This window comes from uncultured Shewanella sp., from assembly GCF_947491715.1.
Taxonomy (GTDB): domain Bacteria; phylum Pseudomonadota; class Gammaproteobacteria; order Enterobacterales; family Shewanellaceae; genus Shewanella.
Genome location: NZ_CANLKR010000015.1, coordinates 26038 through 51614 on the forward strand (window position 1 = coordinate 26038; position 25577 = coordinate 51614).

19 protein-coding genes are annotated in these 25577 nt (G+C 41.6%); 11 read left to right on the top strand and 8 right to left on the bottom strand.

From position 1 onward, the window contains the following. Positions 1 to 25: 25 nt before the first annotated feature. A complete protein-coding gene (locus tag Q0779_RS11770) occupies positions 26 to 832 on the bottom strand; it encodes an ABC transporter permease (RefSeq protein WP_298772788.1) in 807 nt (268 codons plus the stop codon). A 180-nt stretch (positions 833 to 1012) separates the two neighbouring features. Between Q0779_RS11770 and Q0779_RS11775 the strand changes: the two genes are divergently transcribed. From Q0779_RS11775 to Q0779_RS11795, 6 genes are all read left to right on the top strand, one after another. Then, positions 1013 to 1267 carry a DUF3081 family protein gene (locus Q0779_RS11775; RefSeq protein WP_298772790.1) on the top strand — a complete coding sequence of 85 codons (255 nt, stop codon included), beginning with the start codon at positions 1013 to 1015 and terminating at the stop codon, positions 1265 to 1267. Then, positions 1257 to 1382 carry a hypothetical protein gene (locus Q0779_RS11780; protein WP_298772792.1) on the top strand — a complete coding sequence of 42 codons (126 nt, stop codon included), beginning with the start codon at positions 1257 to 1259 and terminating at the stop codon, positions 1380 to 1382. The genes Q0779_RS11775 and Q0779_RS11780 overlap by 11 nt, the downstream gene beginning before the upstream one ends. An 18-nt stretch (positions 1383 to 1400) precedes the next feature. Continuing rightward, positions 1401 to 1607, top strand: coding sequence for a helix-turn-helix transcriptional regulator (locus Q0779_RS24015; RefSeq protein ID WP_367180815.1), 207 nt, complete (start codon positions 1401 to 1403; stop codon positions 1605 to 1607). 25 nt (positions 1608 to 1632) lie between these two features. Next, the gene (locus Q0779_RS11785) at positions 1633 to 2019 is read left to right on the top strand and encodes a hypothetical protein (RefSeq protein ID WP_298772794.1); all 387 of its coding nucleotides are present in this window, start codon (positions 1633 to 1635) and stop codon (positions 2017 to 2019) included. Positions 2020 to 2353: 334 nt separating this feature from the next. Beyond that, the gene (locus Q0779_RS11790; protein WP_298772796.1) at positions 2354 to 9946 is read left to right on the top strand and encodes an RHS repeat-associated core domain-containing protein; all 7593 of its coding nucleotides are present in this window, start codon (positions 2354 to 2356) and stop codon (positions 9944 to 9946) included. Then, entirely contained in the window at positions 9943 to 10275 is a 333-nt protein-coding gene (locus Q0779_RS11795; RefSeq protein ID WP_298772797.1) for a hypothetical protein, read from the top strand. Before Q0779_RS11790 ends, Q0779_RS11795 begins: the two co-directional genes overlap by 4 nt. Positions 10276 to 10486: 211 nt before the next feature. Here Q0779_RS11795 and hxpB read toward each other — a convergent pair whose 3' ends face one another. The 4 genes from hxpB to Q0779_RS11815 form a co-directional block, all read right to left on the bottom strand. Next, complete coding sequence (gene hxpB, locus Q0779_RS11800) at positions 10487 to 11182, bottom strand: hexitol phosphatase HxpB (protein ID WP_298772798.1); 696 nt, start codon at positions 11180 to 11182, stop codon at positions 10487 to 10489. Between the two features lie 171 nt (positions 11183 to 11353). Further along, positions 11354 to 11776 (bottom strand): organic hydroperoxide resistance protein, encoded by a 423-nt coding sequence (locus Q0779_RS11805; RefSeq protein ID WP_298772799.1) that lies wholly within the window; start codon positions 11774 to 11776, stop codon positions 11354 to 11356. A 221-nt stretch (positions 11777 to 11997) separates the two neighbouring features. Next, positions 11998 to 13950 carry a lipoxygenase family protein gene (locus Q0779_RS11810; RefSeq protein WP_298772800.1) on the bottom strand — a complete coding sequence of 651 codons (1953 nt, stop codon included), beginning with the start codon at positions 13948 to 13950 and terminating at the stop codon, positions 11998 to 12000. A 151-nt stretch (positions 13951 to 14101) separates the two neighbouring features. After that, positions 14102 to 14596 (bottom strand): Lrp/AsnC family transcriptional regulator, encoded by a 495-nt coding sequence (locus Q0779_RS11815; protein ID WP_298772801.1) that lies wholly within the window; start codon positions 14594 to 14596, stop codon positions 14102 to 14104. A 209-nt stretch (positions 14597 to 14805) separates the two neighbouring features. On the opposite strand from Q0779_RS11815, the gene dgcA reads away from it, so the two are divergent. The 4 genes from dgcA (at position 14806) to Q0779_RS11835 (ending at position 20976) form a co-directional block, all read left to right on the top strand. Continuing rightward, positions 14806 to 15795 carry an N-acetyl-D-Glu racemase DgcA gene (gene dgcA / locus Q0779_RS11820; protein WP_298772802.1) on the top strand — a complete coding sequence of 330 codons (990 nt, stop codon included), beginning with the start codon at positions 14806 to 14808 and terminating at the stop codon, positions 15793 to 15795. Positions 15796 to 15832: 37 nt separating this feature from the next. Beyond that, complete coding sequence (gene dgcN, locus Q0779_RS11825; RefSeq protein WP_298772804.1) at positions 15833 to 16828, top strand: N-acetyltransferase DgcN; 996 nt, start codon at positions 15833 to 15835, stop codon at positions 16826 to 16828. 330 nt (positions 16829 to 17158) lie between these two features. Further along, positions 17159 to 20086 (top strand): DNRLRE domain-containing protein, encoded by a 2928-nt coding sequence (locus tag Q0779_RS11830; RefSeq protein ID WP_298772805.1) that lies wholly within the window; start codon positions 17159 to 17161, stop codon positions 20084 to 20086. 20 nt (positions 20087 to 20106) lie between these two features. Then, the gene (locus Q0779_RS11835) at positions 20107 to 20976 is read left to right on the top strand and encodes a hypothetical protein (RefSeq protein WP_298772807.1); all 870 of its coding nucleotides are present in this window, start codon (positions 20107 to 20109) and stop codon (positions 20974 to 20976) included. Between the two features lie 38 nt (positions 20977 to 21014). Here Q0779_RS11835 and degS read toward each other — a convergent pair whose 3' ends face one another. The 3 genes from degS to Q0779_RS11850 all read right to left on the bottom strand — a co-directional run bounded on the left by degS (position 21015) and on the right by Q0779_RS11850 (position 24149). Continuing rightward, complete coding sequence (gene degS, locus Q0779_RS11840) at positions 21015 to 22097, bottom strand: outer membrane-stress sensor serine endopeptidase DegS (protein ID WP_298772894.1); 1083 nt, start codon at positions 22095 to 22097, stop codon at positions 21015 to 21017. Positions 22098 to 22305: 208 nt separating this feature from the next. Further along, positions 22306 to 23658, bottom strand: coding sequence for a DegQ family serine endoprotease (locus tag Q0779_RS11845; protein ID WP_298772809.1), 1353 nt, complete (start codon positions 23656 to 23658; stop codon positions 22306 to 22308). 173 nt (positions 23659 to 23831) lie between these two features. Next, positions 23832 to 24149, bottom strand: a complete 318-nt coding sequence (locus Q0779_RS11850; protein ID WP_298772811.1) for a DUF1043 family protein — start codon at positions 24147 to 24149, stop codon at positions 23832 to 23834. A gap of 163 nt (positions 24150 to 24312) precedes the next feature. Here Q0779_RS11850 and zapE point away from each other — a divergent pair, with 163 nt between their 5' ends. Continuing rightward, on the top strand, positions 24313 to 25425 hold the full coding sequence (zapE, locus tag Q0779_RS11855; RefSeq protein ID WP_298772813.1) for a cell division protein ZapE: 1113 nt from the start codon (positions 24313 to 24315) through the stop codon (positions 25423 to 25425). Positions 25426 to 25577: the final 152 nt, after the last annotated feature.

Genomic DNA, 25577 nt, shown 5'->3' on the forward strand with positions numbered 1-25577 from the left:
CACCTTAAGGTGGCTTTTTTATTTATCACTTGACGGTTTTATTATGTTTATTATTAGAGACTAAAACCAAGCCGCTGGGGTTAATCAGTTTGCGCGTAGTGAGGAGTAACGCTGTAGTGACTGACAAAATAATCATGACAAAAATGGCGATTAAGATCACCAGTTGATATTTAATGGCAATGATAGGATCAACGCCCGCCAATATTTGTCCTGTCATCATACCGGGTAAAGTGACCAATCCTGTGGTGCTCATTGATGCTAAACTGGGGGCTAACGCCTGTTGCACTGCTGCTTGTATAAAAGGAAAAGCGGCTTGCCTTGGACTTGCACCGAGTGCAAGCAAGCCTTCATATTCCACCTTTCTATCCTCAAATGCGCTAAAGAGGCGTTGTAAGGCAACAATGTTTCCGCTTAGGCTGTTGCCCAATAGCATGCCAGCGAGGGGAATTAAATATTGTGCACTATAAATGGGTGAAGGTGACAGTAACCCTATGAGTATAATGAAGAGTAATGGAATAAGTCCCGCTAATAAACCACTAAAAATGGGAATGAAAAGTGGCTTTTTGGGCAGATGACTCTTACCTATGATGGAGCTGGTACCAATTAATGCCATTAATAGCAGCCAAAGTACATTTACCCATAAGCTATTTAAAGTGAATAAATATTGTAAATACAAGCCAACAAGCACTAGCTGTATAGCCATTCTCAGCGCGGAAATTATGATTTCTTGTGTCAATGCGAGTTTAAGGAAGTAATTAATGCCTAAGGGGATAAGTAAAATAAAGCCAAATAGCGAGAGCTCAAGCCAACTGATCTCAATAATTGATTGCATCGTTAAGCCCTATAGGTTGAATGAGTATGCCAGTGGATACAGAGATAATTCAAGTATACCGTTTGAATGTGACGAAGTGATATTAGAATGAAATTGTTTTTACTTGCATTCAGGTCAAGGTGGGAGTATCACTAAATAGAGACTGTTATTTTTCTTTTCTCTATTGATGAGGAGTCTTCCATGAGAAATGAAATCGATGTACATCAAGCTTTAGCTGTGGTGAATAAAATCACTCGAGATGGCGTCAAACAAGAGGGGGCCTATCATTTTGAGGGATTCACCGTTGAGCCTGACAGTGATGGTTACACGGTTGTGTTAACCGATGGCCGTACCAGCTTAACGCTTTTTTTTCATAATAAGTATGAATTTGACTATCCAGATAAAACCGCCTTAGACAGTTTTATGCACCGCTACTGGGCGGTTTATGGAATGTGACTTTTTAAATGTCACTAGCCCGGTCGTCAGTGTTTGTCGGGTTGATGTCGTGTCTATGACGGTTATTGATCAAGGTGTGATTGAAAATATTCTGCCAGTATATGGATTAAGTTGAATTTGAGATTAAGACAAAATGACTGGCAACTTTTTTAACAATAAAGCTAATTCAAAACAAACACTCGACATAAATAAGTTAAAGGCTCTTAGGGAAAATCAAGCATGGACTCAAGAAGAGTTAGCCCACTTGTGTAATGTGTCTACTCGCACCATTCAGCGGGTAGAAAAAACCGGGCACACTTCAAAAGAAACCCTTAAAGCCATTTCATCTGCGTCCGAGTGATTTTTTTATTCAAATAGCACCAAAATTGACGCCTATTGAACATAAAAATCAGGCTCGTGGGCGTTATATCGGGTTTGCCCTACTGTTAAGCTCGGCGTCTGTTTTATTTGGCATTAATGTTTATGCTGATAGTGAAACGAAAATAGTCTCTGACTCAATAGAGACCTCTATGGACGGCAAGAAAATGATTTATGCGGGTGATGTTCAGATCACAGCAGCAATGGATAATATCGATTCAATCGTAGCGGACAGTGTTTGGACACAAGGATCGGCGGCCGTATACACTGGGAATGTTCAGCTGACTTTAGCGGGAAAAACCTTGAACCTCAAAGACACTATCGTGACGCGAGGCGCTGATAACACCTATCAATTGCTTACCGACAGGGCAACAATGCCAGTGAAGACATTTTGATACTTACTGTTTAGTAAGTGAAATTGTAGAATATTTGGTAGCATTTGTGAGAAGTTAGTAATTGGAATTGTCCTTTGTTTCTTATGGCGTTCTCTTCGTTCATATTGTATTTATTCACTACTTTCCATACTTTACTTTTTCTGCCTTATGACTTCATTTCAATTTTAACAGTCCGTTATTTATTGATGATTGTTCAAAAATAAACCGATCGAGATAGCCTGAATAAATTAAGACTAAAGTTGTATTCCTTGTGTGTTAATATCGCCAATTGTTTCTATATTGTATTGATTTGTGCTTTTTTGTGTCTGTTTTGGGTAATTGATGGCGGTGGTTGATGTTTGGTTTTAAGTCAGTGTTTAGGGCAAGTTTGTTCTTTTTTGTGGTAATGATCAATTCAAAGATGGGGTTTGCAGCATCAACTAATATTTCGAAGATTTATATGGGTGAAGGGCAATTTTTATTAACAGTTTTTGACCCTAAAGAACTTGAGGCGCAAACACAATCAGAAGATGAAATTTTTATTCCTAGAGTTTGCGATATTTTAGATGAAATTGATCCTGCTGATAAAATAGATGGCGGTGTTGAGGATGACAGAAAAGATAGCATTGGAAGCTTTGCTCAAGTAGAAACGCAATTATCATCAATTAATACCAGTGATACATCAAGCAGTTCAGTTAGTCAAAATTGCACTGACTATCAATGGTCTCGTTCTTTAATTGAAGAGGGACAGTTAATTTCACAAGAGTCTGTTGGGGTGGCTGATACTTTAGGTCAAGGTTTATTACCCGAAGGGGAGTATGAATATACGTATCAGCGATGCCGTTCGGGAATTTGTTCTGCGATTACAAGTCCTTTAATTATCCAAGTACAGAAACCGATCCCTCCTGTAAAGTTAGCGGCTTCCTATAATGCAGCGTTAAGCATTAATCTAACATGGCAAAAAGATCCTAGTGCGAAAGACAGTATTATCGAAGAAAGCGTGAATGGTTCAGCTTGGCAAAAAGTATACAGTGGCACTAAGCAATCATTAACGGTATCGGCGGGTTTTGGGCGATATCGATATCGAGTAAAAAACTGTTCTTATGGTGCTTGCAATGATTATGTCAATTTTAAAGAGATCATCATCAATAAGCCTGTGAGCGCAGGAAAAATAGTTGAACTCGATTATCAATTATTTAAAGACAGTAAAGGGAATTTTTACCTTAAAGCACCTAACGAGTTTGTGCTCATTGCCAGTGATATTTCCATTCCTTTATTTGTCGAATCAAGATTGCCAGTACTTATGTTGTCTAAATTGCAAAATAAGTGGAATATTTCGGAGATTGCACTCGATTATTTTAAGGTACAAAAAGCCCAAGCTGTGACAGACTATCAACTGAAGTATGTTGATCAAGATGGCAATAAAAATAAAGAGCTCATTGTTTCATTAGGCCAAGGCCGCGAGTTTTCACATTTGGTGATATCAGATATTAATTCAAGTGCACATGCTGTTGCTGAATATGATGCGGCGGTACTGTCTGATAATCCTGAGGCCGATGTGAGGCCGACTAAAGTTCAAAATCCATTAGATGATACTGATAGAGGGGAAGTCGTCGGTTCTATTCCTGCTGAGTTTAAAGTCACTTCAATGGGAACAGCCAATTATAACATGCCAATTGAGCAAGCACCGGGAACCGCAGGGCTAGTGCCTAACTTGAGCTTGGATTACAGTAGCAGTAGTGGAAATGGTTGGTTAGGTGTGGGTTGGAGCATCGGTGGTATTTCAGTGATTACACGATGTCCTCAAAATAAAGAACAAGATGGTCAAGCCAGCGGCATTAGTTTTACCGATACCGACCGTTTTTGTCTTGATGGTAAAAAACTATTTGTAAAAAACGGTGGCCAATATGGCAGTAGTTATTCTAAATATCGTCTAGAAACCCATGAGCCACTCGATATTGAAATTATTGAGACGAACCAATTTGGCGCAACTAAATTTACAGTTAACAATATCGATGGTTCACAGCTTATTTATAAAGGCGTCAATGTAACCTCTTCACGTGGTGCAGTGGCATGGCCATTATGGAAAAAAGTGGACGCTGCAGGTAACGAAATAGTCTATCAATATACCAACAGTAATGTGAATAGCTTAAGTTATCGTCTATCGTCAGTAATTTATGCAAACGGGCTCAATAGCATAGAATTTGACTATGAAGACCGAGAGGATATTAAGCAAGGTTATTCAGCAGGTTATCGGTTTAGCATTGATAAACGGTTAACAACAATAACGTCTTATGTGAATAATCAAGAATTACGTACCTATCACTTTGATTATGTTTATGGCGCGGCCACCAAGCGCAGCTTAATAAGCTCAATTCAGGCTAGTCGTGGTGATAGTTATCTGCCTAAAACCCAATTCGATTGGGCTGAAGGGGATGTGAGTTTCGCTAGTGAAGTCAAATACAGTAATAACAATAACGATAGCTATAAAGATAACCGCATATCATCCCCTTTACCTTATTTGTTATTGGATATGAATGGAGATGGCATACAAGATTATTGGAAGCTAAGGGATGATTCTAACTCATCCAGTGATGATATTATTTTTATTAAAGGTGGCGCAACCTTTAAGCAAACTGCTTATTTTGAAGATGATGCTAAGGCTGATTTTCGCTTTACGGCAAAAGTAATTGATGTTGATAATGATGGTCGTGATGATGTTATTTTTAGACAAGCGGGTTACTGGCAAATTTACCGTTCTCACTTGGATGTCAATGATCCCTATGCCATTGATTATAAAATTGGCACAGGCGCTATTAATACCAATATTCGCTCGCAAGGCGATCATATTAAAATTGCTGATTTTAATAGTGATGGCTACGCCGATTTTGCTTATCAGGTAGGTGACAAGTTAATTGTTCATTTTAATGAATTTAAGACTCAAGGATTTGGGCGTTTTTCCGCAGCACAACAATGGACAATCCCTGGGGTGGCGAGCGCTAGAAATGCCTTTCCATATTTTTTCCATGATGACTACTTTTTAAAAAATTACATTAAGGTGTTGGATATTGATGCCGATGGGATAAATGATTTTCTCTTCGGCATTCCTGAGCATGATTTTAAAACCGTAAATATTACTCCTTGGGGACCTCGTACAGGCCCTTTTGGTGGCAGATGGAAATTATTTAACCTTAAGAATAATCAATTAAGTTTTGTAGAAACAATTGAATATTTTAATACGCCTAAGAACCTTTATACAATTGCACAAGGGGCTAGTGGTATAAGTTATGGTGATGTGTCTGCATATGGTAATGGGATCATTACTAATTCATTAACAGTTGAAGATTTAAACGGTGATGGTTTAGCAGATCTTACTTATTTGAAAATACATATTGAAAATCCACGTACTTATATTGATGAGGGCGAAGTTTATGTCCGTTTTAATAAAGGAAATGGTGAGTTTACCGATGAGCAGCATTGGTTAATAGTTAATGTAGATGATGAAGGATTACCCAATTTTCATTTAGCTGACATTAATGGTGATGGCTATACTGACTTTCTTATTAAGAAAAATGGCTATTACTATGTGCATTATTTTGATGGGGAAGGATTAAGCGCTCCCGTCAAAACCAGTATTCCCAGTTATACCGGCATGATTGATCAATTTGTGGACTTGGATGGTGATGATAATGCCGATTATTTACACCTCAATGGCCGACTATCCAATTTTAGATCTACAAGTGGTTTACGAGATGTTATTACCAATATTACTGATGGTTATGAAAATGAGAAGGTCATTACTTATACGAGCCTTACCAGCAGTGCTGCACTGACTAAATATACTCGTGAGGTCGATGGATATACCAAAAATTGGGGCAATGGCAGCTTAGTGGTGGATGTCAATCAACCTTATAAAGTCGTCACTAAAGTGACCTTTAAGGCGGGGTCATCCGAGTCAACCAGTAGTTATGTGAATTATTTTTATCGCGGTTTAAAGGCGCAATTTGGCCGTGGTATGTTAGGTTTTGCTGAGGTCTCTAATTATGAGTCAGACACTAAGACAAAACGGGTAGCCACTTATCATCAAGATTTCCCTTATACAGGCTTATTAAAATCAACTAAAACCTATGTTGATTCAAAGCTGATTAATGAAACGAAGAAGAATTATAAACGGTATTTAAATACAGGTTATGTTTATTCATCGCTTGAAGAAACCTTTCAATATGATTTAGCGACGACAGATGCGTTATCTTATACGCAATTGAAAAACGAGTTGCCGGATGCGTGGGGGAATTTTGGCAAAGTCACGACGCTCACCAAACCTTCTGCTTCCAGTAGCACTTGGTATAAAAGTACTGTTAATAATACTTATGAACATGCTGATTCCTTTTTAGGCGGCAGATTAACGCATCAAACGATAACGAAAAGCCGCAGTAGTGAAGCGCAAAGTATTTCTACCCGTCAGCATTTTGGTTATGACAGCTTAGGTTTACTTGAATTTACCGAAACCGATGGTTCCCAAGGTTCAGGTAGTGCGCCCGATGATGAACTCAGTGTAAATTTTTACTTAAAGGAAGCGTATACACGCGACAAGTTCGGTAACCTTGTGTTTGTTAAAACCACGGGAGATGGCATTAAAACTCGTGCAATTGAGTATCAGTTTGACACTTATGGCCGATATGCTACGAAAGAAATAGTATATCGAGGCTTTCCAACCGATGATTATGCCTTAACCACTCAATATACTTACCATTCTGTTTTGGGCGCTAAAACCAGTACCCGTTCCCCTAATGGCCAAACAGATTATTATGGCTACAGTCAATTGGGTCGGCTGAATTTTGAATATCGAGCCGATGGCACATTCTCGAGTATCGATTTACAAAAATGCACCAATACCTGTGTCGATGGCGCTTGGTATTATCAGACACAGACCGAAAGCCATGGTGGCGACAGTGTGGTTTACTTTGGCAGTAAAGGCCGAGAATTAGCAAATAAAACCCAAGTCATTGAAAGTTATAATGGTAGTGGGGTGACCCAAAGTTGGTTATGGACGCGACATGCCTATAACAGGGAAGGTCAAGGTATAGGAACCAGTATTCCGCATTTTAGTGATTTGGGTTTGACGCAACTGCGTGAAACGACTTTCCAATATTTACCACAAGGCTATGCGGGTGTTCAATATGATGCCGTGGGCCGAAAAGTGGCTGCAAAAGATGCCAAAGGCAATAGTTGGGCCATTGAATATGATGGTCGTACAGTTAAAGAGACTGATCCAGATGGTCGAGTACAGTCAAAAACAACCAATGTGATCGGTGAGCTTGTTGAGTCCACCGATGTCGATGGTAATAGCCTTTCTTATAAGTATGATGCGGCGGGTAATTTAACTCATGTTATTCGTTCGCACTCTGCTCATTCTGGTGGTTCGGGCAATATTATTACGCGTAATTATTACGATCACTTAGGCCGCAAGGTTAAAATGAGCGATCCTGATAAAGGCATTATTCAGTATAAGTATGATGCGGTTGGCAATATCATTTGGCAACAAGATAATAAAAGCCAAGTCACGACCCAAGAGTTTGATGCCTTAGATCGCATTATTGTTCGTCAACGTCGATTTGCCAATAGTGTATTAGATCAAGATACTCAGTGGATCTATGACACTCGCGCTTACGGCAAAGGCTTAGTCAGCCGAGTCAGTGATAAGGTTAATAACATCACTCAAGATTATCACTACCATTGGTTGTCTAAAGTCAATCAACGCAGCTTAACTTTTAACACTGGCAGTAGCACAGATCGTTACACTGAGCGGACGTTATTTTATGGGCCAGAAAATGCCTATGCGGTGAAAACTGAGATCGATGCCACGGGGTACGGTATAAAGAATACCTATACGGATTTTACTTTAGTTAAGCGTCATAATTTAAAATACAACAAGTTGTTATGGCAATTTGGTAAAGCCGATGCGTGGGGGAATACCACAGAGTATCAGCTAGGTAATAAATTGCTCACCGAGCAAGAATATGATGAGTATACGGGGCATCTAACCTCGATTAAAACGGGTCAATCAGGCGGAGTGCAAAATTTAAGTTATCATTTTGACAAATATGGTGACTTAGAGTATCGCTACGACAACTTAAATAATATCGATGAAAGCTTTGTTTATGATGATCTACATCGACTAACGGATATTACCCTGAGTAATGGCGGCGGGACGCAGCGCTATGCGATTCGTTATGATGAGCTGGGGAACATTATCAGCAAAACTGATGTGGGCACGTACCATTATGAGTCTGGACGGCCTCATGCCGTCAGTCGCATCAGTAATGGCGATTTAGCGGGCAGCTTTAGTTATGATGCTAATGGCAACATGACAAGTGGTGGTGGCCGTAGCTTAGTTGAATACAATACGGTCGATAAACCCACTTTAATCAGGGCAGGCAGCCAAACCACAGAGTTTGAATATGGTTTTGATGGTGTGCGCTTTAAACGGTTAGATAAAAATGGCAGCAGTGTAAAGCAAACCTTGTATGTGGGTAATGTCGAGTTTACCCGTACCAATGGGGTGATGTCGTTAGTGCAGCGCCATTTAGCCGGCGTCGCGGTCGAGATGGAATATTTTGGCGCTAACAGTCGTCAAGTATTAAGCTACTTGTATCGCGATCATTTAGGCTCTGTCACTGTAATGACCGATGCCAATGGCAAGGTCGTCAGTGAACACAGTTTTGATGTTTGGGGGCAACGCCGCGCATTACAAGTGGGCAGCGACAACCCGTTAAAGCCGTTAAATCGTGCCATGGACTTTGCCCATGCCGATTACAATCGCGGTTTTACAGGCCATGAGCATATCGATGAGTTAGGGATCATTCATATGAATGGTCGTGTCTACGATCCTCGCCTCGCGCGCTTTTTATCGGTCGATCCCTTAGTGGCCGACGGCACTAATTTACAAGCTTATAATCGCTATAGCTATGTACGCAATAATCCCCTCAATGCGGTCGATCCCAGTGGTTATTCGGTGGTGGCTATTTTGGCACAAGTTGTGGCCATTTTAGTCGCTGCCGATATGGTCTATGAAGCGGTGGCAATTGCTTATTATATTTATATGATTTATCAGGCGGTGGAAACGGTATACAACTCAGTGCAAGCTTTTAAATATGGTGATGGCGGGCCTGGGGCGATTGCCAATGCCGCCATGGCGGCTTATAGCGTCTATGGTTCAATGAAAGGGATCAGTGATACAGGTGCGGATTCATCCACCAAAGGTGCGGGCGCTGAAGGGAATCAAGTTAACCAGGCTAAGGGACAAACTGATGGCCGCACTAATACCTATGGTGGTGCTGTTCAACGAAATACTGCGGGCTCAGTAACGGGACCCGCACCGACTTTGGCACAATTTCAAAATAAATCGGACTTAATGGGGAGTTGGGGTGGCGATCTTCCCATGAACACCTTAGTGCATGAAGCCGATTATTGGATGGGGGCTGCAGATTGGGATTTCATGGCCCAAGTGAAGTACAATATAGCATTGGCTCAGCACAATTTAGTCACAGCAGCGGGGATAACCCCAAAGACCTATTTTACTGTGGTGAATACCATTTCGATGGCGGGTGGTGTCGGTGTCATTGCCAAAGCGGCAACGAAGAAGGTTGTTGCAAAGAAAGGGCCTGTGTTGTCAGATGAGGCTTGGTACAAAAATGCACCAACCCAAGTAAAACCTGGTACTAAATTTTTGACCCATACAAAGTTTAATCCCAACACCAAAAAGTTAGAATACTCTGAAGTTAAGTATGATCAATATGGTCGGCAAATAAAGAGAACTGATTATACTGATCATGGTTATGGTGATATTAGTAAGCCTAAGGAGTACCATTCAAACCCACATTCTCATTCGTATGAATATGGCCCTAAATTTGGCCCTAAGGGAAAACAGACAAGGTTAAATCAATGATTGAAATTGAGAGCTTAAATGAAAAACTAATAGTGTATAATTGTGTTTACTCTATTCATTTAGATGTTGATGTTGACACTTTACAATATAATTTATTGTTGACTTTAACTGAATCTGAAGATTTTTATACGCCTAAATTTCAGCTTCATTTTTTGGATATAAGTGATTTGAAAGTTGCTGATGTGGGAGGAGGTTTAACTCAATTTATGCACCTTCAGATTAATAGTGTAAATGACGGTTTAGAGCGTAATAGTTATAGATTAATTGATTGTGAGGAAAATAAAGTTTCTTTCAATTTTTACGATGTCAAAGAGTTGCTTGAGAATTAGGAAATTGTTGTAATCAAGTGATAGGTGATAGCCGAAGTAAAACGACCTACGTCACTTTCTTCACCAATAAATGCAAATCATGTATGAAGGCAGAGAAACACAATAAAGATTAGTCTGGCTTAGTGTTAACAATGAAGCGAGTACATTCAAGGTAATGTACTCACTTCATCCCTATTCCCTATTTATTCCCCTATTCATTTCCCAATTCACTCTATTTATTACTCTCTAAATAGCCCGCTAATTCGGTTAAATTCGCAAGCTGCTGGTGGGCAACAATCCACTTTGGAAGGTGCTGTTGCTCGGGCGCGGGGATCGCGATGGTGTGCATGTTGGCAGCGCGGGCGGCGATCAGGCCGTTGAACGAATCTTCAATTGCTAAGCAATGATGGGGCGAGACGCCTAATGCATCAGCGCAGTTAAGATAGACTTCGGGATGAGGTTTGCCGTGGGCGAGGTGCTCTGCGGACGTTGTCACTTCAAAGTAATGCGTGATATTAAGCTTCGTGAGTACGGTTTTAATCATAATGGAGGGGGATGAGGTGGCAAGACCGATTTTAAGCCCGTGAGCTTGGCAGTAATCAAGGGCTTCAATGACACCATGCATAGGCTTTGCATTTTGATTAATAGTGATAATAGCTTGATTGATAATCCGTTCAGCGATGGCGTGATTACTGTTTTCTTCGCTATGCTTTCCTTTTCTTTGATAGTCTGGCCAAGGATAACGTTTATACCAGTACTCAACCAATTGATCGATCCTCAGCCCCGTAGTTTGTAAAGTGTCTTCATAGGTGATGGGCAACCCAAGTGCGGTCATGGTATCAAACTCGACTCGTTGCCATAAGGGTTCTGAGTCAATGAGTACACCGTCCATGTCGAAAATAACGGCGTGAATGTCAGGAAAGGCCATAGTAAACCTAAGATAATAATAGACAGATTGTCATCTTAGCCTTGTTGGAATGATTTTTCAGTAAGATTTATGTTAGCCAAGGATCAGCGCCACTAGAAATGGCGCTGAGGGGCTCTATAAAAATCGCTTTTCGCTCTAAAAAAACTTTTCACAAATATAATCGAATATCAATTAGATTCTTTCACCATTCACGGTCAAACCCACATCGATGTTATTGCGGGTGGCATTGGAGTATGGGCATACTTGATGCGCCGTTTTAACCAGCTCTACTGCTTGAGTTTGCGGTAAATCCAGTGTAACGGCAAGACTTGCCGTTAATGCAAATCCGCCTGTGTCTTTAGCGCCGATGCCGATATCTGCTGTAACCGGTGCTTGGGTTAATGGAACCTTAGCTTCTTTGGCTACATGTAAAATAGCATTAGAGAAACAGGCGGCATAACCTGCTGCAAAAAGTTGTTCTGGGTTGTTACCGGCGCCTGAGCCGCCCATTTCTTTTGGGTAGCTTAATGATAAAGACAGTTGACCATCATTGGTGTTAACTTCGCCATTACGGCCAGCAGATGCGGTTGCGCTTGTTTGGTATAACGTTTTCATAATCGGAGCCTTAAAAGTTATCAATTTTTGGTGTGCTCAACAATGTAAATTGATATTTAAGTTGTGCACAATTTATCTTGTGTTCACTATAGCGCTGCTAACGGATATTTGCAACTAGGTTGTGCACAATTTAATTTTTAAAAAAGGTAATAGATGGCATATAGCAATATGAAGTTTATATAATAAATTGTTTTATATGGTTTTTTGTTTTTTGCGAGAGTTTAAATATTTATGCTGCATGGGATAGTGCTAGGTAATAAATAATCATAAGGTTCACCGTCAGGATTATATGATTGACGAGCAATAATTGCAGTCTTTATATCGTTTTCAATGCGCAGCAATTGATTTTGAAATTGGGTTAAAGGCCCATTGGCTTCGGTGACTTTTTTGTCTTTAAACCAAGGCTTGTAGGGAAAATGGTTGTCTTTGTATTCCCCCAGTTTTCGATAGTGGATAGAGCCCAATAGGGTTAACATCACTTGTTGTTCCAGTGCGATAACAATGGGCGGAAGGGTCTTTAACCAAGCGGCTTCATCATTCCTTGATTTGGGGCGCTTATCCCATATAGCCCCTGTCATAATAGGTGAAAATGACATTAAATTACGCTGAGGAAAGTTAATGGCAGCATGTTGCGCGCTGGTGGTGAAAATGATCATGGTTAATACTTCAGAAAGAATATGACGGCTGGTTAAGGTAGGAATATTATGGATTTTTCCTAATGAATGCACTTCGTTGTGCCAAGCTTGTATTTCATTATCTGTGATGACCTCATCATCACTCTCATAATATAGGTACACATAATTTTCACTCCATTGAGCAATGGCATGCCAAACTTTAAGCCCATCATCTCGATAGGGAAAATAAGGCAGAATTTGTGGATCAAACACGCCGCGGCGACTTAATTCATTTGGTAAGTAAGATCCTGAAAAATCAAATGATAACCGACTTTTTACAGCGGCTTGTTGCGAAGCGGTTATTTGGCCTGCAAAAATATTGGCGATAGGACCATGAGCGGCAATTAAATTGGATTCTAATTCAGAGTTTATAAATAAAGTGCCTTCAAAATGAGGCAGTAATAAACGGTTAATGGGGTGGCAGTGGGGTAATTGCCTATGTGTTGCAATGGCGAAGGCTTCTGCAATGAGGTGGGTTCGCCCAAAATGGACGATTAATTCATGATAGTTTGCGTCAGCATAATTGACACTGTTTTTGGCATATTGCCAAAGGTAATCGGTTTCATCATGGCAAGGAGGAGTGAATATAGGGCTGATGGCTGGATCTTGTGTTAACTGAATGGCAATGGGCATAAAGTGGTGTCTGTTTGCATTTAACAGGAAGGCGGCAATGGGGGCGTTGAGGTTTTTTTTACGATGTTGAAAAATGCCAGTTTGCTCTGTGAGGCTGGTGAGTGATTTGTAATCGCTAATAAAAATACGCTGATCTTGTAGTGCCTTATCTAGGTTATCATGGCCAATAAATAAGTGCTTAACCATGTCATTAGTCAGCGGAAAGTGTGAGGGAAGTTGTGTGATATTTTTCAGTAGCATAGGATTGGGGCCCGCCAGTCTAAGATTGGCAAAGCTTTGATCTTTTTTCATTTGACTTGCAATTCGCGGCAGCTTTAGAGTTTTAAACAGTTGCTGGTACTGTTCAGTAGACAGGCCTGATTGTGTGTTGTCTTTCTCCAATTGATGCAAGATGCGATCAATCTGTTTAATGTTATTTTGTATTTCAGGCCAAGCGATATTTTCAACATCATCCATGAGGCTTTTTCGATCAAATTCAGTATGATGGATAAGGTGCATAAAGGTATGCCATAGCGAATGATGATGGGGCGCTTGATGTAACTTTAAGTGCTCGATAATGGGTAACATATTTTGGTGACTGTCTTTTAAGGCGGCTAAATCAATATTGGGTGTGACCTTGAGCGGGAAATCTTCCATCACCACCAAAAAGTTATTGATGATTTCAGATAATGTAATACAAATTAAACTCTTCCACTCTTGCGTGGGCAGTTCTTCTTCATCAAGCTGGCTCACCAATGGCACACCCATTAAATTGGCCGAATGCATATTCCACTGATAGCACTTTCTTTGTTGTTCCAGAAAGTGGTTGCGTTCATGTTTTTGCGCCGTAGAAGCATGTTGAGGCAAAATGGGAGTGTGACTGTCCATGGTGCTTGATCTTTATGTGTTAGACCTATTATTAAAGTAAAGGTCTATACCCGCAATAATTCAAGATGCTTGTTTTTTGTGCGCATCGAAGTGTGTGATCCAAGGCGCATCTTTATGGCTATTGAGTGACATTGTTATCACACGGTAATGATTAGGTTTTTAAAACAGACAGTAATTCGAGTAATTTGACATCGAATTCATTTTTAACTGTTTTACTCACTGCATGGCTCGTGTATTCAAAGATAAAGTGTTTGGCTTGCAATGTTTCAATCAGTGATTGGTAATGTTGCACCGATTTAGCCGCAAAGGTGAGAAAATAATCCACTTCACCTAATACCGCTTTAATTTCGACGACTTCCGGCATAGCCAGTATGGTCTCTAAAAAACGGGCTCTTTCTGTGGGGAAAAAATCAATAAAGGCAAACTCAACAATAAAATAATTAATCTCAGCTAAGCGGTCATAGTCGATTTGGGCATGATAGGATTTAATAAAGCCTTTATCTTCTAATTTCTTTTGTCTTTGAGAGCAAGGGGTATCAGATAGACCAACGGCATCGGCCAGCTTGACTTTTGTCATTCTACCCTCTTGTTTTAACTCAGATAATATTTTTAGATCGTATCGATCCAGTTTGGCTTTTTTGACCATAAGGCGATATGTGCTCTCTTTTTATGTGCTAATCATTTGTTCTATTTGCTTTTATTGTTTAAAGCAAGGGAAATTCCCTTTATTTTTACAAAAAAGTGCGGGAATACCTAGAATATAAGTGTCAGTTTGTGGATTTCATAATAGGCTCTCTTGCTAACATCTGTGTTGTATTCAACCCAGCTGGGTGTCGACTAGAAGGAAATATGATTGTGCAATTACAAATGTATTCTGAAAAATGGGCGCTAGATACGCCATTTGTTATCTCTCGTGAAAGTACCACTTGTCAAGAAGTCTTAGTGGTTGAGGCGTCTGATGGGCAGTTAACGGGCTTTGGTGAGTCCTCTCCTACTGCGCGGTATGGTGAGTCCGTTAAGTCAGTGATGTCACAATTTGCAGCAGTACAGAAAAGGCTTAAAGATGATCCTCAATTGATGTTGACACCTCAGAGTTTACAAACGCTATTGAGGCCAGGTGCTGCTCGTAATGCGATTGATTGCGCGTTATGGGATTTAATCAGTAAACAACAAAATAAACCTGTTTGGCAACAATTTGAAATGGCTGAGCCTAAGCCAGTAGACACAGTCTTTACAATTAGTTTAGGCAGGCCTGAAGACATGGCTTTTGCGGCTAAAAAAGTGCAAGGGCATGCGGTGCTAAAGCTAAAATTTGGGGGCAAAGGGGACGTGGAAAGGATCAGCGCTATTCGGGATGCATTGCCTGATCAACGTTTAATCATCGATGCCAATGAAGCTTGGGCGCAAAGTGATTTAGAGCAGTTTCTGGATGTGATGTACCAACATAATGTGGAAATGGTCGAGCAGCCATTACCTGCAGGGCAAGATGAGATTTTAGCAAGCATTGAGCACCCTATGACAATATGCGCTGACGAGTCATGCCATACCAGTCGTGATCTTGATGCCCTTGTGGGGAAGTATGACATGGTGAATATCAAGCTCGATAAAACCGGTGGTATCACTGAGGCGATGCAGTTACTTCAAAAAGCGAAAGAAATGCATTTTGAAGTCATGGTGGGCTGTATGGTTGGGACTTCGCTGGCGATGGCGCCAGGCTTGTTGATCGCTCAACATACCAAATATGTCGATCTTGATGGTCCTTTATTGATGGGACAAGATCGTGACAATGCATTGAAATATGCAGAAGGCTTAGTGTATCCCTCTCACCAAGGGTTATGGGGTTAAATTTAAAGAGTCTAGCTTAGCATTTGAGGAAAGCAGTATGAATATCAAGAAACCTTATTTACTTTTTTTAGGTGACAGTGAGTTTGCTAAAACGGCCCAAGGCATTTGTCATTGGCGGCCCCAAGATTGTGTTGCACAATTTCGTTTAACAGGCTGTCAGGTGGATTTGGGCTTGCCCGAAGTGTCTATGCAAGAGGCGGCAGAAAGAGGGGCTAAGACGTTAGTGATTGGTGTTGCTCCTCATGGTGGATTGTTGAAAGAAAGCTGGTTACCCCATTTAAAAGCGGCATTAGAAGCGGGAATGGATATTGCGGGGGGGTTACATACCAAAGTGGCCGATATTGATGTGCTGCGAACCACTGCAAATAAGCATGGCCGCCAAATCATCGATATTCGCCATCCCAAGACCACCTTTGCTGTTGGTGATGGCGATAAACGCAGCGGAAAACGTTTACTGGCAGTGGGAACCGATTGCAATGTCGGCAAGATGTTTACTACTTTAGCCATTGAAAAAGAAATGCATAAGCGAGGCATGGATGCAACGTTTAGAGCCACAGGTCAAACAGGCATTTTTATTGCGGGAAAAGGTGCGGCAGTCGATGCGGTGATCTCGGATTTTGTCTCAGGGGCAGCGGAAACCTTATCACCAGATAATCATGAAGCGCATTGGGATCTCATCGAAGGACAAGGCTCTTTACATAATCCGTCTTATGCGGGAGTGAGTCTTGGATTACTCCATGGAAGTCAGCCCGATGCAATTGTGCTTTGTCACGACCCACTGCGTGAACATGTGGTGGACTTAGAAAATTATGCTATTCCTCCTTTGTTAGAGGCCATCGATACTGCCTTACGCGCCGCTCGGTTAACCAACCCCAATGTGCAATGTGTTGGTGTTTGTGTGAATACCTCAAAAATGACAGCAATCGAAGCTGAAGACGTGATTGCAAAGATCAGCCAAGAAGTGAGTCTACCTTGTGTGGATCCAGTTCGTACGGGAGTGGGGGTTATTGTCGATAAATTGGTGACTCTATAGCACCAAATGAATAGTCATAGTAGGGTAAGAGGAACGTCTCTTGCCCGCATTAGGTTTCATTGATTGATCATTTCCCCTTCATTTTTTTGTCATTTTTTCCATCTATTTTTGTCATGAATAAATAGCCTTTTGAGTGAGTGTCTTTTTAAGTTGACTTTGTATAATCAAATTCACTTAATCAGGTTTAAGTAATTTAGTGTTATCTTATGGTGCGTGTTTATGGCGATGTAAGATGCTGATAAATTAGGGCGTTCTTTAACCTCGTTTGACAATTCAAATCATCATCTTAACTCTTTACTGACGTGAAGAGCCAACAAGGAAGATAACCTTATGCGTCAAGCTTACTTTTTTTATCGGATCTTGCTGTGTTTATTTCTTTTCGTTCCCTTACTGGCAAATGCTGCTTCGGTGACGCGGGGACCTTATTTACAAATGGCCAATCAAGACAGTATCACAGTGCGTTGGCGTACCGATGTGTCGACCAGTTCGGTTGTGCGTTATGGCACCGATGTACAGCAGTTGAATCAATCCGTGGTAATTACAGGAAATCGAACTGAGCATGAAGTCCGCGTGACAGGGCTGAGTCCTAATAGTGTGTTTTATTATTCCGTTGGCACAGAGACTGACACCTTGGAAGGGGGAGAGACAGGTTATCGATTTATGACATCACCACCCATTGGAAATAGCGTGGATACCCGTATTTGGTTGATTGGTGATGCTGGCACGGCGAATGCCAATGCCAAATCGGTCTACAATGCTTATCTGAATTATGACAATAGTGATAATACGTCACTGTGGATCATGTTGGGTGATAATGCTTACAACAGCGGTACCGATAGTGAATATCAGGATGCTGTTTTCGATATTTATCCTGAGCTCTTAAGGCGTTCTACCCTATGGGCAACATTAGGTAATCACGATGGGTATTCTGCTGATTCTGATACAGAATCAGGGCCTTATTATGATATTTTTTCATTTCCACGCCAAGGTGAGGCGGGCGGATTAGCATCAGGTACGGAAGCTTATTATTCATTTGATTATGGCAACATTCATTTTATTACGTTGGACTCTTATGAGACAGATCGTAGCGTGAATGGGGCTATGATGACTTGGCTTGCAGATGACTTGGCTGCCAATACTCAACAGTGGACGATCGCATTTTGGCATCATCCCCCCTATAGCAAAGGCTCTCATGATTCCGATAATGAATCGCAATTGATTGATATGCGCGAAAGAGCATTGCCTATTCTAGAGAGTTATGGGGTGGATCTGGTCTTCAGTGGACACAGTCATTCTTATGAGCGTTCGTATCTCATTGATGGGCACTATGGTCATTCTTCAAGTTTTAATGCGAGTCATCAAATTGATGCGGGTAGTGGGCGTAGTGATGGAGATGGGAGTTATGAAAAAATTCAAGGTGGAGCGAATGCGGGTGCCGTTTATACCGTGGCGGGAAGCTCTGGAAAAATATCGGGAGGAGATTTGAATCACCCAGCCATGTTTACATCCTTAAACCAATTAGGCTCAGTGGTATTGGACGTTCAAGGGGATACTTTAACGGCTCGTTATTTAAATAACACGGGTAATATCACCGATTATTATACGCTGCAAAAAGGTGTGGATGTGACTCCGCCAACAGTGACCTCAGCCGAAGGGGTTGATGCGCATAGTGTTGAAGTTGTATTTAGTGAGAAGGTCGAGCTACAAAGTGCTGAAAATATTACGAACTACAGCATAGATAATAGTGTGACGATTATCGATGCTCAAAGGCAAGTGGCGCAAAATAAAGTGATATTGACTACATCATCATTAGATTTTGACACGCTTTATCGAATGGTTATCAATAATGTGAGGGATTTGAATGGTAATGACATTGCTGCTAATACTGAGCAAACGTTTATACGCAATCGCTTACAACAAATAGGCTTACAGCAAGGCCTCGATGGCTATGAAGGTGCGCAAGATGCCTATGTTGGATCAGGGGTAAGTGATGACAATTTCGGTACAGAGCCCATGATCCTCGCCGATGGCAGTGATGGATTTAACGGAGAGCTCATTAGCTTATTAAAGTGGAACCTTAACAGCTTGCCACACAATGCTATTGTCACTGAAGTGCAGCTAGTGATGAATTTATTTAATACATCTAGTGGACATTATGATATTTGGCAAATGAAGCAGGATTGGCAACAGGCTAATGTCACTTGGGGTAATGCAGCGCCTAATGAGAATATGGGCGTGAATGTGGCTGGCTTTTCAGATGCCCCACAAGGTGAGCTGGTATTGAACTTTAACCAAGCGGGTATTGATTTGGTGCAAGCTTGGCTTGATGGAACACAAATTAATCAAGGAATCATGTTAAAAAGCAGTGGCAGTAATGATGGCATTGATGTGCGTTCTAGCGAGTATAGCACCCAGTCAAATCGACCGATGCTAATCATCAGCTACATTGAAAGTGAAACAGATAATCAAACACCGACTGCTGATTTTAACTACCAAATAAACCAGTTAGAAGTCAATTTTATTGATGACTCGTCAGACAGTGATGGCACTATTGCGGCTTGGCAATGGGATTTTGGTGACGGTCAATTTGCCTATATTCAAACACCTTCACATCAATATACCAGCCCTCAAGTTTACACTGTTACGCTAACAGTGTTTGATAATCAAGGAGCCTCTGACAGTATTGAAAAAGTACTTATAGTGGGTGATACAGGCAATATGCTCGCTGAATTGCAGGATGGGTTATCAGGCTATACGGGTACGCAAGATACCTATGTGGCCTCTGGCAATCCAAATCAAATTTGGGGGAATGATGATGAGATCCTTGCCGATGGTGATGATGGCAGTAATGATGAATTAGTGACTTTACTGCAGTGGGATGTGTCATCGATCCCCAATACGGCTGTTGTGACTGGGGTGTCCGTTGTGCTTGATGTGTTTAATCGTAGTAGTGGCGAATACCAGTTAAGTGTAATGGATCAATTATGGTCAGAAAACACGGCGACTTGGAGCAATACGTCTCCTAATACCAACCAAGGGGATTTACTGGGAAGCTTTACCCCTTCAAGTACCGATGTTTACGAGATCTCGCTAAATGCAGCAGGTGTCGCTTTAGTGCAAGCATGGGTGCAAGGCGATAGCCCCAATAATGGCATCATGATTGAAAGTGCTGGCAGTAATAATGGTATTGATATTCGTTCGAGTGAATATTCAAATTGGACCCAAAGACCAAAATTGAAAATTGAATACCATTACTAATTTGATAGCACGGAGGCATTATGAGCCAATGGTCAAGAAGAGGAGTTTTGCTACTGTGTTTTTCAGTCTTTACTTACAGTAGCTCATTGTTAGCCCATGGGACATCGATAAGTCGATTGGAGCAGTTACAACATGAGTTATCGCATCACCCTAATGATGCCAATTTGTATATTGCGAGGGGGCGCCTTTATCAAGAGCGCCATGAGATGCACTTAGCCTTTGAGGACTATCAGCGGGCAGCAAAGCTTAAACCTCATTGGCCCGATGTACAGTATTGGTTGGGCTTACTTTACCTTGAGCAAGAAAAATATTCGCTCGCATTAACGAGCTTAAATCAATACACAGTCCGAAGCAATGCGGCTAAAGGCCATGCAGTACTGGCAAGGTTGTATGCGCAACAAAAGGCCTTTCGTTTAAGTGCCAATGCGTGGAATGAAGCGATTGTAAAAGACGGTAACCCTTCTCCGGCTATGTATCATGAGCGCGCTTTGGCGCTCATGAAAATGCAAACTCTACCTTATTCGAGTGCATTATTAGCCGAGATAGTGATGGGGCTTGAAGCGGGTATGGCTCAACATGGTCCTATTGCGAGTTATTTAACCTTGCTGGTGGATATTTATGAGCGAAATCAATTATATCAGAAGGCCTTGATGACACTTGAGCGTTTGCCATCAAATTTACTTAAGAGTCCAAAGTGGAAAGTCAAGAAAGCAAAAATGTTAGCGCTGGCTGGTGAGCAAGAGAAAGCTATCAAGGTTTATCAGGAGGCATTAATGGCTTTGGATATTTTACCTCGTGATAAACAGGCATTATCCATTAATAAAGTGATGAAGAAGCAAGTGATAAAGGCGATTTCCGGAATAGGCCAGCGTGTTGGCTGGCCCGATTAAAAGATATCAAATCGATCCATTATTTTATCAATTTGATATTAATTATAACTCACGGGTTTTTGCCCGATTAATACGGGCACATCAAATTGTTTTCCGTCTCTAATGATGGTCATAGTGACGGTTTGCCCAGGTGGAGTTTCGGCGATTCTGTCCATGAGCATTTCAACACCGGGAATTTTTTCTCCTTTAAAGCGTGTGATCACATCTCTGGGTTTTAGGCCTGCTTTGGCTGCAGGGCCGTTAGTATCTATACCCGTGATCACAACTCCCGTTAAGTTGGGTTTATTCAATAGCTGGCTCATTACAGGGCCAACGGCTTCGCCACTTATTCCTAACGCCCCGCGGATCACTCGGCCATTTTTAATGAGTTTACCCATAATACTGTGAGCCAATTTAATGGGAATAGCGAAATTAATGCCGTGCCCACCTCCTTCTCCGCCCACCTGAAAAGCGGCGGTATTAATGCCAATAAGCCGACCTTGAGTATTGATGAGTGCCCCACCAGAATTGCCCGCATTAATGGCTGCATCAGTTTGCAAAAAGTCCAAATAGCCAGAGCTGAGACCATTACGTCCAGTCGCACTAATAATACCTTGAGTGATGGTTTGACCTAAATTGTAAGGGTTCCCAATGGCAAGTACGACGTCACCAACTTGAGCTGGCTGATTGAGGTTCAACGGTGCGACGGGGAGATTATCTCCTTCAATTTTTAATACCGATAAATCGGTTTCAGGATCTGAGCCTACGGTTTCAGAAATAAATTGGCGACCATCTTGAAGCGCGACAACAATTTCGTCTGCTTTTTTAATGACATGATAATTTGTGAGAATATAGCCTTCTTTGCTCATGATCACACCCGCGCCTAATCCTTGTAGTGAACCGGGTTTGAGGGGATCATCTTTATCAACGGTTAACGTGTAGATGTTGACCACGGCTGGTGCGGCTCGCCTAACTGCAGCGGCAAACGACATTTCATGACCTTCAGTGACTTCATTACTGAAAAAAGTGTGGCTACTGCTTTCATCAGTTAAAAAGGGAACGATGAATAAAAAAATAGCGGCAATAACAAAGCCGAAAATAACGGCTTTAATCAGGTAAATGAAGCTGTTTTTAATGGTCATGTCAAAAAAAATAAGTGGAAAGATGCTTAAGGTTAACATGTTTAAGGCATTTTTTCGTCAACAAATTTGATGCGCTTGTATTAGAGAACGCTAAGGTAAACAGCATTTTAAAGCTGTGTTGTGTGAAGTGTTAATTTATTATCTCTCTGTAAATAAAAACAAAAAGCGGACAAACACCGAAGTGATTGCCCGCAATGCTGAATTGAGTTTAACGTAAAATCAGATAAAGATTCGTCTTGCCTCTTAAAATCTTCAATGCAACAGTGCCTTTGCGATCTTTGAGCTGGGCTTTGAGTGATTTCAGATCTTTGACTTGTGTGCGATTGACCGCGGTAATGACATCGCCTTTGACTAAGCCACTTTGTGCAGCTGGCGATCCCGCAGCTACATCGGCAATTTCGATACCCGCTTTGCTATTTTCAAGTGTCGCACCTGTGAGCATTGGGTGAACTGAGCCCGAGGCCATTTCCTCTGATTGCACTGACTCCCCTAAGGTTGCCGTTACCGTGCGTTTTTCTTCATTACGGATCAATCCTAAGGTGACTTTTGTTCCTGCACCTAAGGTCGCAATTTTAGCGCGCAGTTCTTGGAAGCTCTTAATTTTCTTGCCATTAACACTAATAATGATATCACCGACTTTGATACCGGCTTTTGCAGCGGCACTGTCAGGCATGACTTCGTTAACGAAACCACCATGCTGGGTCTTAAGACCAAAGGCTTTGGCTAAGTCATTGGTTAAGTCTTGCCCAGCGACACCGAGCACGCCACGACGAACTTCGCCATGATCGATAATTTGCTTCACCAAGCTTTTTACCATGTTAGACGGAATGGCAAAACCAATGCCCACATTGCCACCACCGGGTGCCACAATAGCGGTATTAATGCCAATTAAATTACCGTTGAGATTGACTAAGGCCCCACCTGAATTACCACTGTTGATGGCGGCGTCGGTTTGAATGAAATTTTCGAGCATTTCAATACCCAGTCCCGAGCGTCCAAGCGCACTGACAATTCCTGAAGTCACGGTTTGACCTAACCCGAAGGGATTACCAATGGCAACGGCAAAGTCACCGACTCTGAGTTTATCTGAGTCACTAAATGAAGCAGCAGTGAGGTTTTTAGCCTTAATTTGCAAGAGGGCAATATCCGATTCAGGATCGGTACCGATGAGTTTCGCTTCAACCTCTCGTCCATCACTGAGACCAACGAGAATATTATCTGCACCATCAATAACATGGTTATTGGTGACGACATACCCCTTATCGGCATCAATAATGACACCAGAACCTAACCCTTTGAAGGGTCTTTTCTGTACTTGCTCTTGAGGCATATTGGGGCCGAAGAAATAGCGGAATGCATCGGGTATTTGTTGTTTCGAGACTTGAGTGCCTGATACCGCAACCGAGACTACGGCGGGAGTGACCGTCTCCAACATAGGAGCGAGACTGGGCATCGGCTTATTATCGACGGCCTGAGGGATCGCGGCTGTCGATACCGCGGGTGTCATAATTAATGTTGCGCCGAGTATAGCGGCTGAAAATACAGATAATTTGGTTTTCATCTATGTATGGCTCCAGTTCTTGGCTCATGATAAAAAACATTATTCATGAACATTAAGTATTCGTTATGGTTTATCGAATCGGACTCAAGTAATGTAAATAAAGTTCAATATTGATTAATAAAGGTTAATCAAGTTTAGGATATATTTTCTCTTTTAGTCGACTTAAAGGGGACTTACGAGACTTGCTCTATTGTTCTATCGTTTTTTGTGAAAGTGGTCAAGTGCTTGTCATTATCGGGGGTTAAGACATGACTCGCTTCATTCCATTGGTGATTCATGTCGCTCAGTTGCTCAGTGAGTATATTGAGTTGTTTGTGCTGCTCATCAAGGGTATCAGCGACTTCTTGCTTGTATTGACTGAATTCCATTTTAGTTTGATTGAGTGCATCATCGCTTTGCCGAGATTGCTTGTTCCTAATGAGGAAGGTTTTGCCGGCAAAACCGAGTATAAGGCCGAATATAAATCCACTTAGGGTTAACGCCCATTGCATCTTATTTCCTTAGTATTTTGTGTGATGAAGAAGTTGCTATCAAATATACCTTGTCCTTGCTTATCGTGATACTATTTCTGCGTATTTATACCCTTGATACTTGACCCAATATGAGTTGAGACCATTTGGCCCGAGTTTTGTTAATAAAAAGAGAAGCAGTTCAGTGTCGCAATTAACCCCTTGGCAGCATTATCAACAGGATTTAACCCGTGATGACTTTTCATACGATCCCACTCAAGAGCAAGCGGTAAAAGCATTACAAACCGTATTTGATGACTTAATTGCTCTTGATAATAAGCCGTTGAAGCGAACCAAGTTACGCTCCTTATTCAACAGACGTGCCAAGCCTTCGCCTGTACAAGGTTTGTATTTGTGGGGAGGCGTTGGACGCGGTAAAACGTATCTAATGGACACTTTTTATGATGCACTACCGGGCACGCAGAAATTACGTGCGCATTTTCATCGCTTCATGCACCAATTGCATATTGATTTAGCCCAATGTCAAGGACAACAAGATCCACTTGTGGGCATTGCTAAACGCATGGCGGAGCAGTACAAGGTCATTTGTTTCGATGAATTTTTTGTGTCCGACATTACCGATGCCATGTTATTGGGCACCTTGTTTGAAACCTTGTTTGCTGAAGGTGTCGCGTTAGTGGCGACGTCCAATATCATTCCCGATGACTTGTATCGAAATGGATTACAAAGAGCGCGTTTTTTACCCGCGATAGCCTTGATTAACCAACATTGTCGTGTCCTGAATGTCGACTCGGGTATTGATTATCGACTGCGAACCTTAGAACAAGCTGAGATTTATCATTTTCCTTTGGATAAGGCGGCGGATGACAATTTGCAGAGTTATTTTGCTCAGTTGGCGCCAGAATCGACAGTGTCAAAGGCGGCGATCGATATTGATGGCCGCTCTATTTCCATTCGTAAGCAAGCCCAAGGCGTATTACTGATAGATTTTAAAGCCTTGTGTGATGGGCCGCGCAGTCAGCGAGATTATATGGAAGTGGCGCGTTTATACCACAGTGTGTTACTCAGTGGCGTGGTGCAAATGGGTGAAAAACAAACTGGTGACGATATTGCCAGACGTTTTTTGGCCATGGTAGATGAATTTTATGAGCGAAACGTGAAGTTAATCATTTCGGCTGACGTGCCCTTGGAAGCGATTTATTCTGACGGTTTATTGGCTTTTGAATTTAGACGTTGCCGTTCTCGGTTAACGGAAATGCAATCCCATGATTATTTGGCGTTAGCGCATTTACCTTAACCTTAAGTATAAGGGGGAAGGGATAAATTGTGATATTCGGCATTTTTAGTGAAAATAGCGCAGAAAGAAGGTGATTTTTGCTGCATATTTGTCTATAATCCGCGACCTGCCCTCGTTATTCCATCTTTAGGATGGAAGTTGTAAAGCCTGAT

What these genes read in the sequence shown, in the direction of transcription:
- Q0779_RS11770 (WP_298772788.1), bottom strand. Translation starts at nt 832, where the DNA reads ATGCAATCAATTATTGAGATCAGTTGGCTTGAGCTCTCGCTATTTGGC.
- Q0779_RS11775 (WP_298772790.1), top strand. Translation starts at nt 1,013, where the DNA reads ATGAGAAATGAAATCGATGTACATCAAGCTTTAGCTGTGGTGAATAAA.
- Q0779_RS11780 (WP_298772792.1), top strand. Translation starts at nt 1,257, where the DNA reads ATGGAATGTGACTTTTTAAATGTCACTAGCCCGGTCGTCAGTGTTTGT.
- Q0779_RS24015 (WP_367180815.1), top strand. Translation starts at nt 1,401, where the DNA reads ATGACTGGCAACTTTTTTAACAATAAAGCTAATTCAAAACAAACACTC.
- Q0779_RS11790 (WP_298772796.1), top strand. Translation starts at nt 2,354, where the DNA reads ATGTTTGGTTTTAAGTCAGTGTTTAGGGCAAGTTTGTTCTTTTTTGTG.
- Q0779_RS11795 (WP_298772797.1), top strand. Translation starts at nt 9,943, where the DNA reads ATGATTGAAATTGAGAGCTTAAATGAAAAACTAATAGTGTATAATTGT.
- hxpB (WP_298772798.1), bottom strand. Translation starts at nt 11,182, where the DNA reads ATGGCCTTTCCTGACATTCACGCCGTTATTTTCGACATGGACGGTGTA.
- Q0779_RS11805 (WP_298772799.1), bottom strand. Translation starts at nt 11,776, where the DNA reads ATGAAAACGTTATACCAAACAAGCGCAACCGCATCTGCTGGCCGTAAT.
- Q0779_RS11810 (WP_298772800.1), bottom strand. Translation starts at nt 13,950, where the DNA reads ATGGACAGTCACACTCCCATTTTGCCTCAACATGCTTCTACGGCGCAA.
- Q0779_RS11815 (WP_298772801.1), bottom strand. Translation starts at nt 14,596, where the DNA reads ATGGTCAAAAAAGCCAAACTGGATCGATACGATCTAAAAATATTATCT.
- dgcN (WP_298772804.1), top strand. Translation starts at nt 15,833, where the DNA reads ATGAATATCAAGAAACCTTATTTACTTTTTTTAGGTGACAGTGAGTTT.
- Q0779_RS11830 (WP_298772805.1), top strand. Translation starts at nt 17,159, where the DNA reads ATGCGTCAAGCTTACTTTTTTTATCGGATCTTGCTGTGTTTATTTCTT.
- Q0779_RS11835 (WP_298772807.1), top strand. Translation starts at nt 20,107, where the DNA reads ATGAGCCAATGGTCAAGAAGAGGAGTTTTGCTACTGTGTTTTTCAGTC.
- degS (WP_298772894.1), bottom strand. Translation starts at nt 22,097, where the DNA reads ATGACCATTAAAAACAGCTTCATTTACCTGATTAAAGCCGTTATTTTC.
- Q0779_RS11845 (WP_298772809.1), bottom strand. Translation starts at nt 23,658, where the DNA reads ATGAAAACCAAATTATCTGTATTTTCAGCCGCTATACTCGGCGCAACA.
- Q0779_RS11850 (WP_298772811.1), bottom strand. Translation starts at nt 24,149, where the DNA reads ATGCAATGGGCGTTAACCCTAAGTGGATTTATATTCGGCCTTATACTC.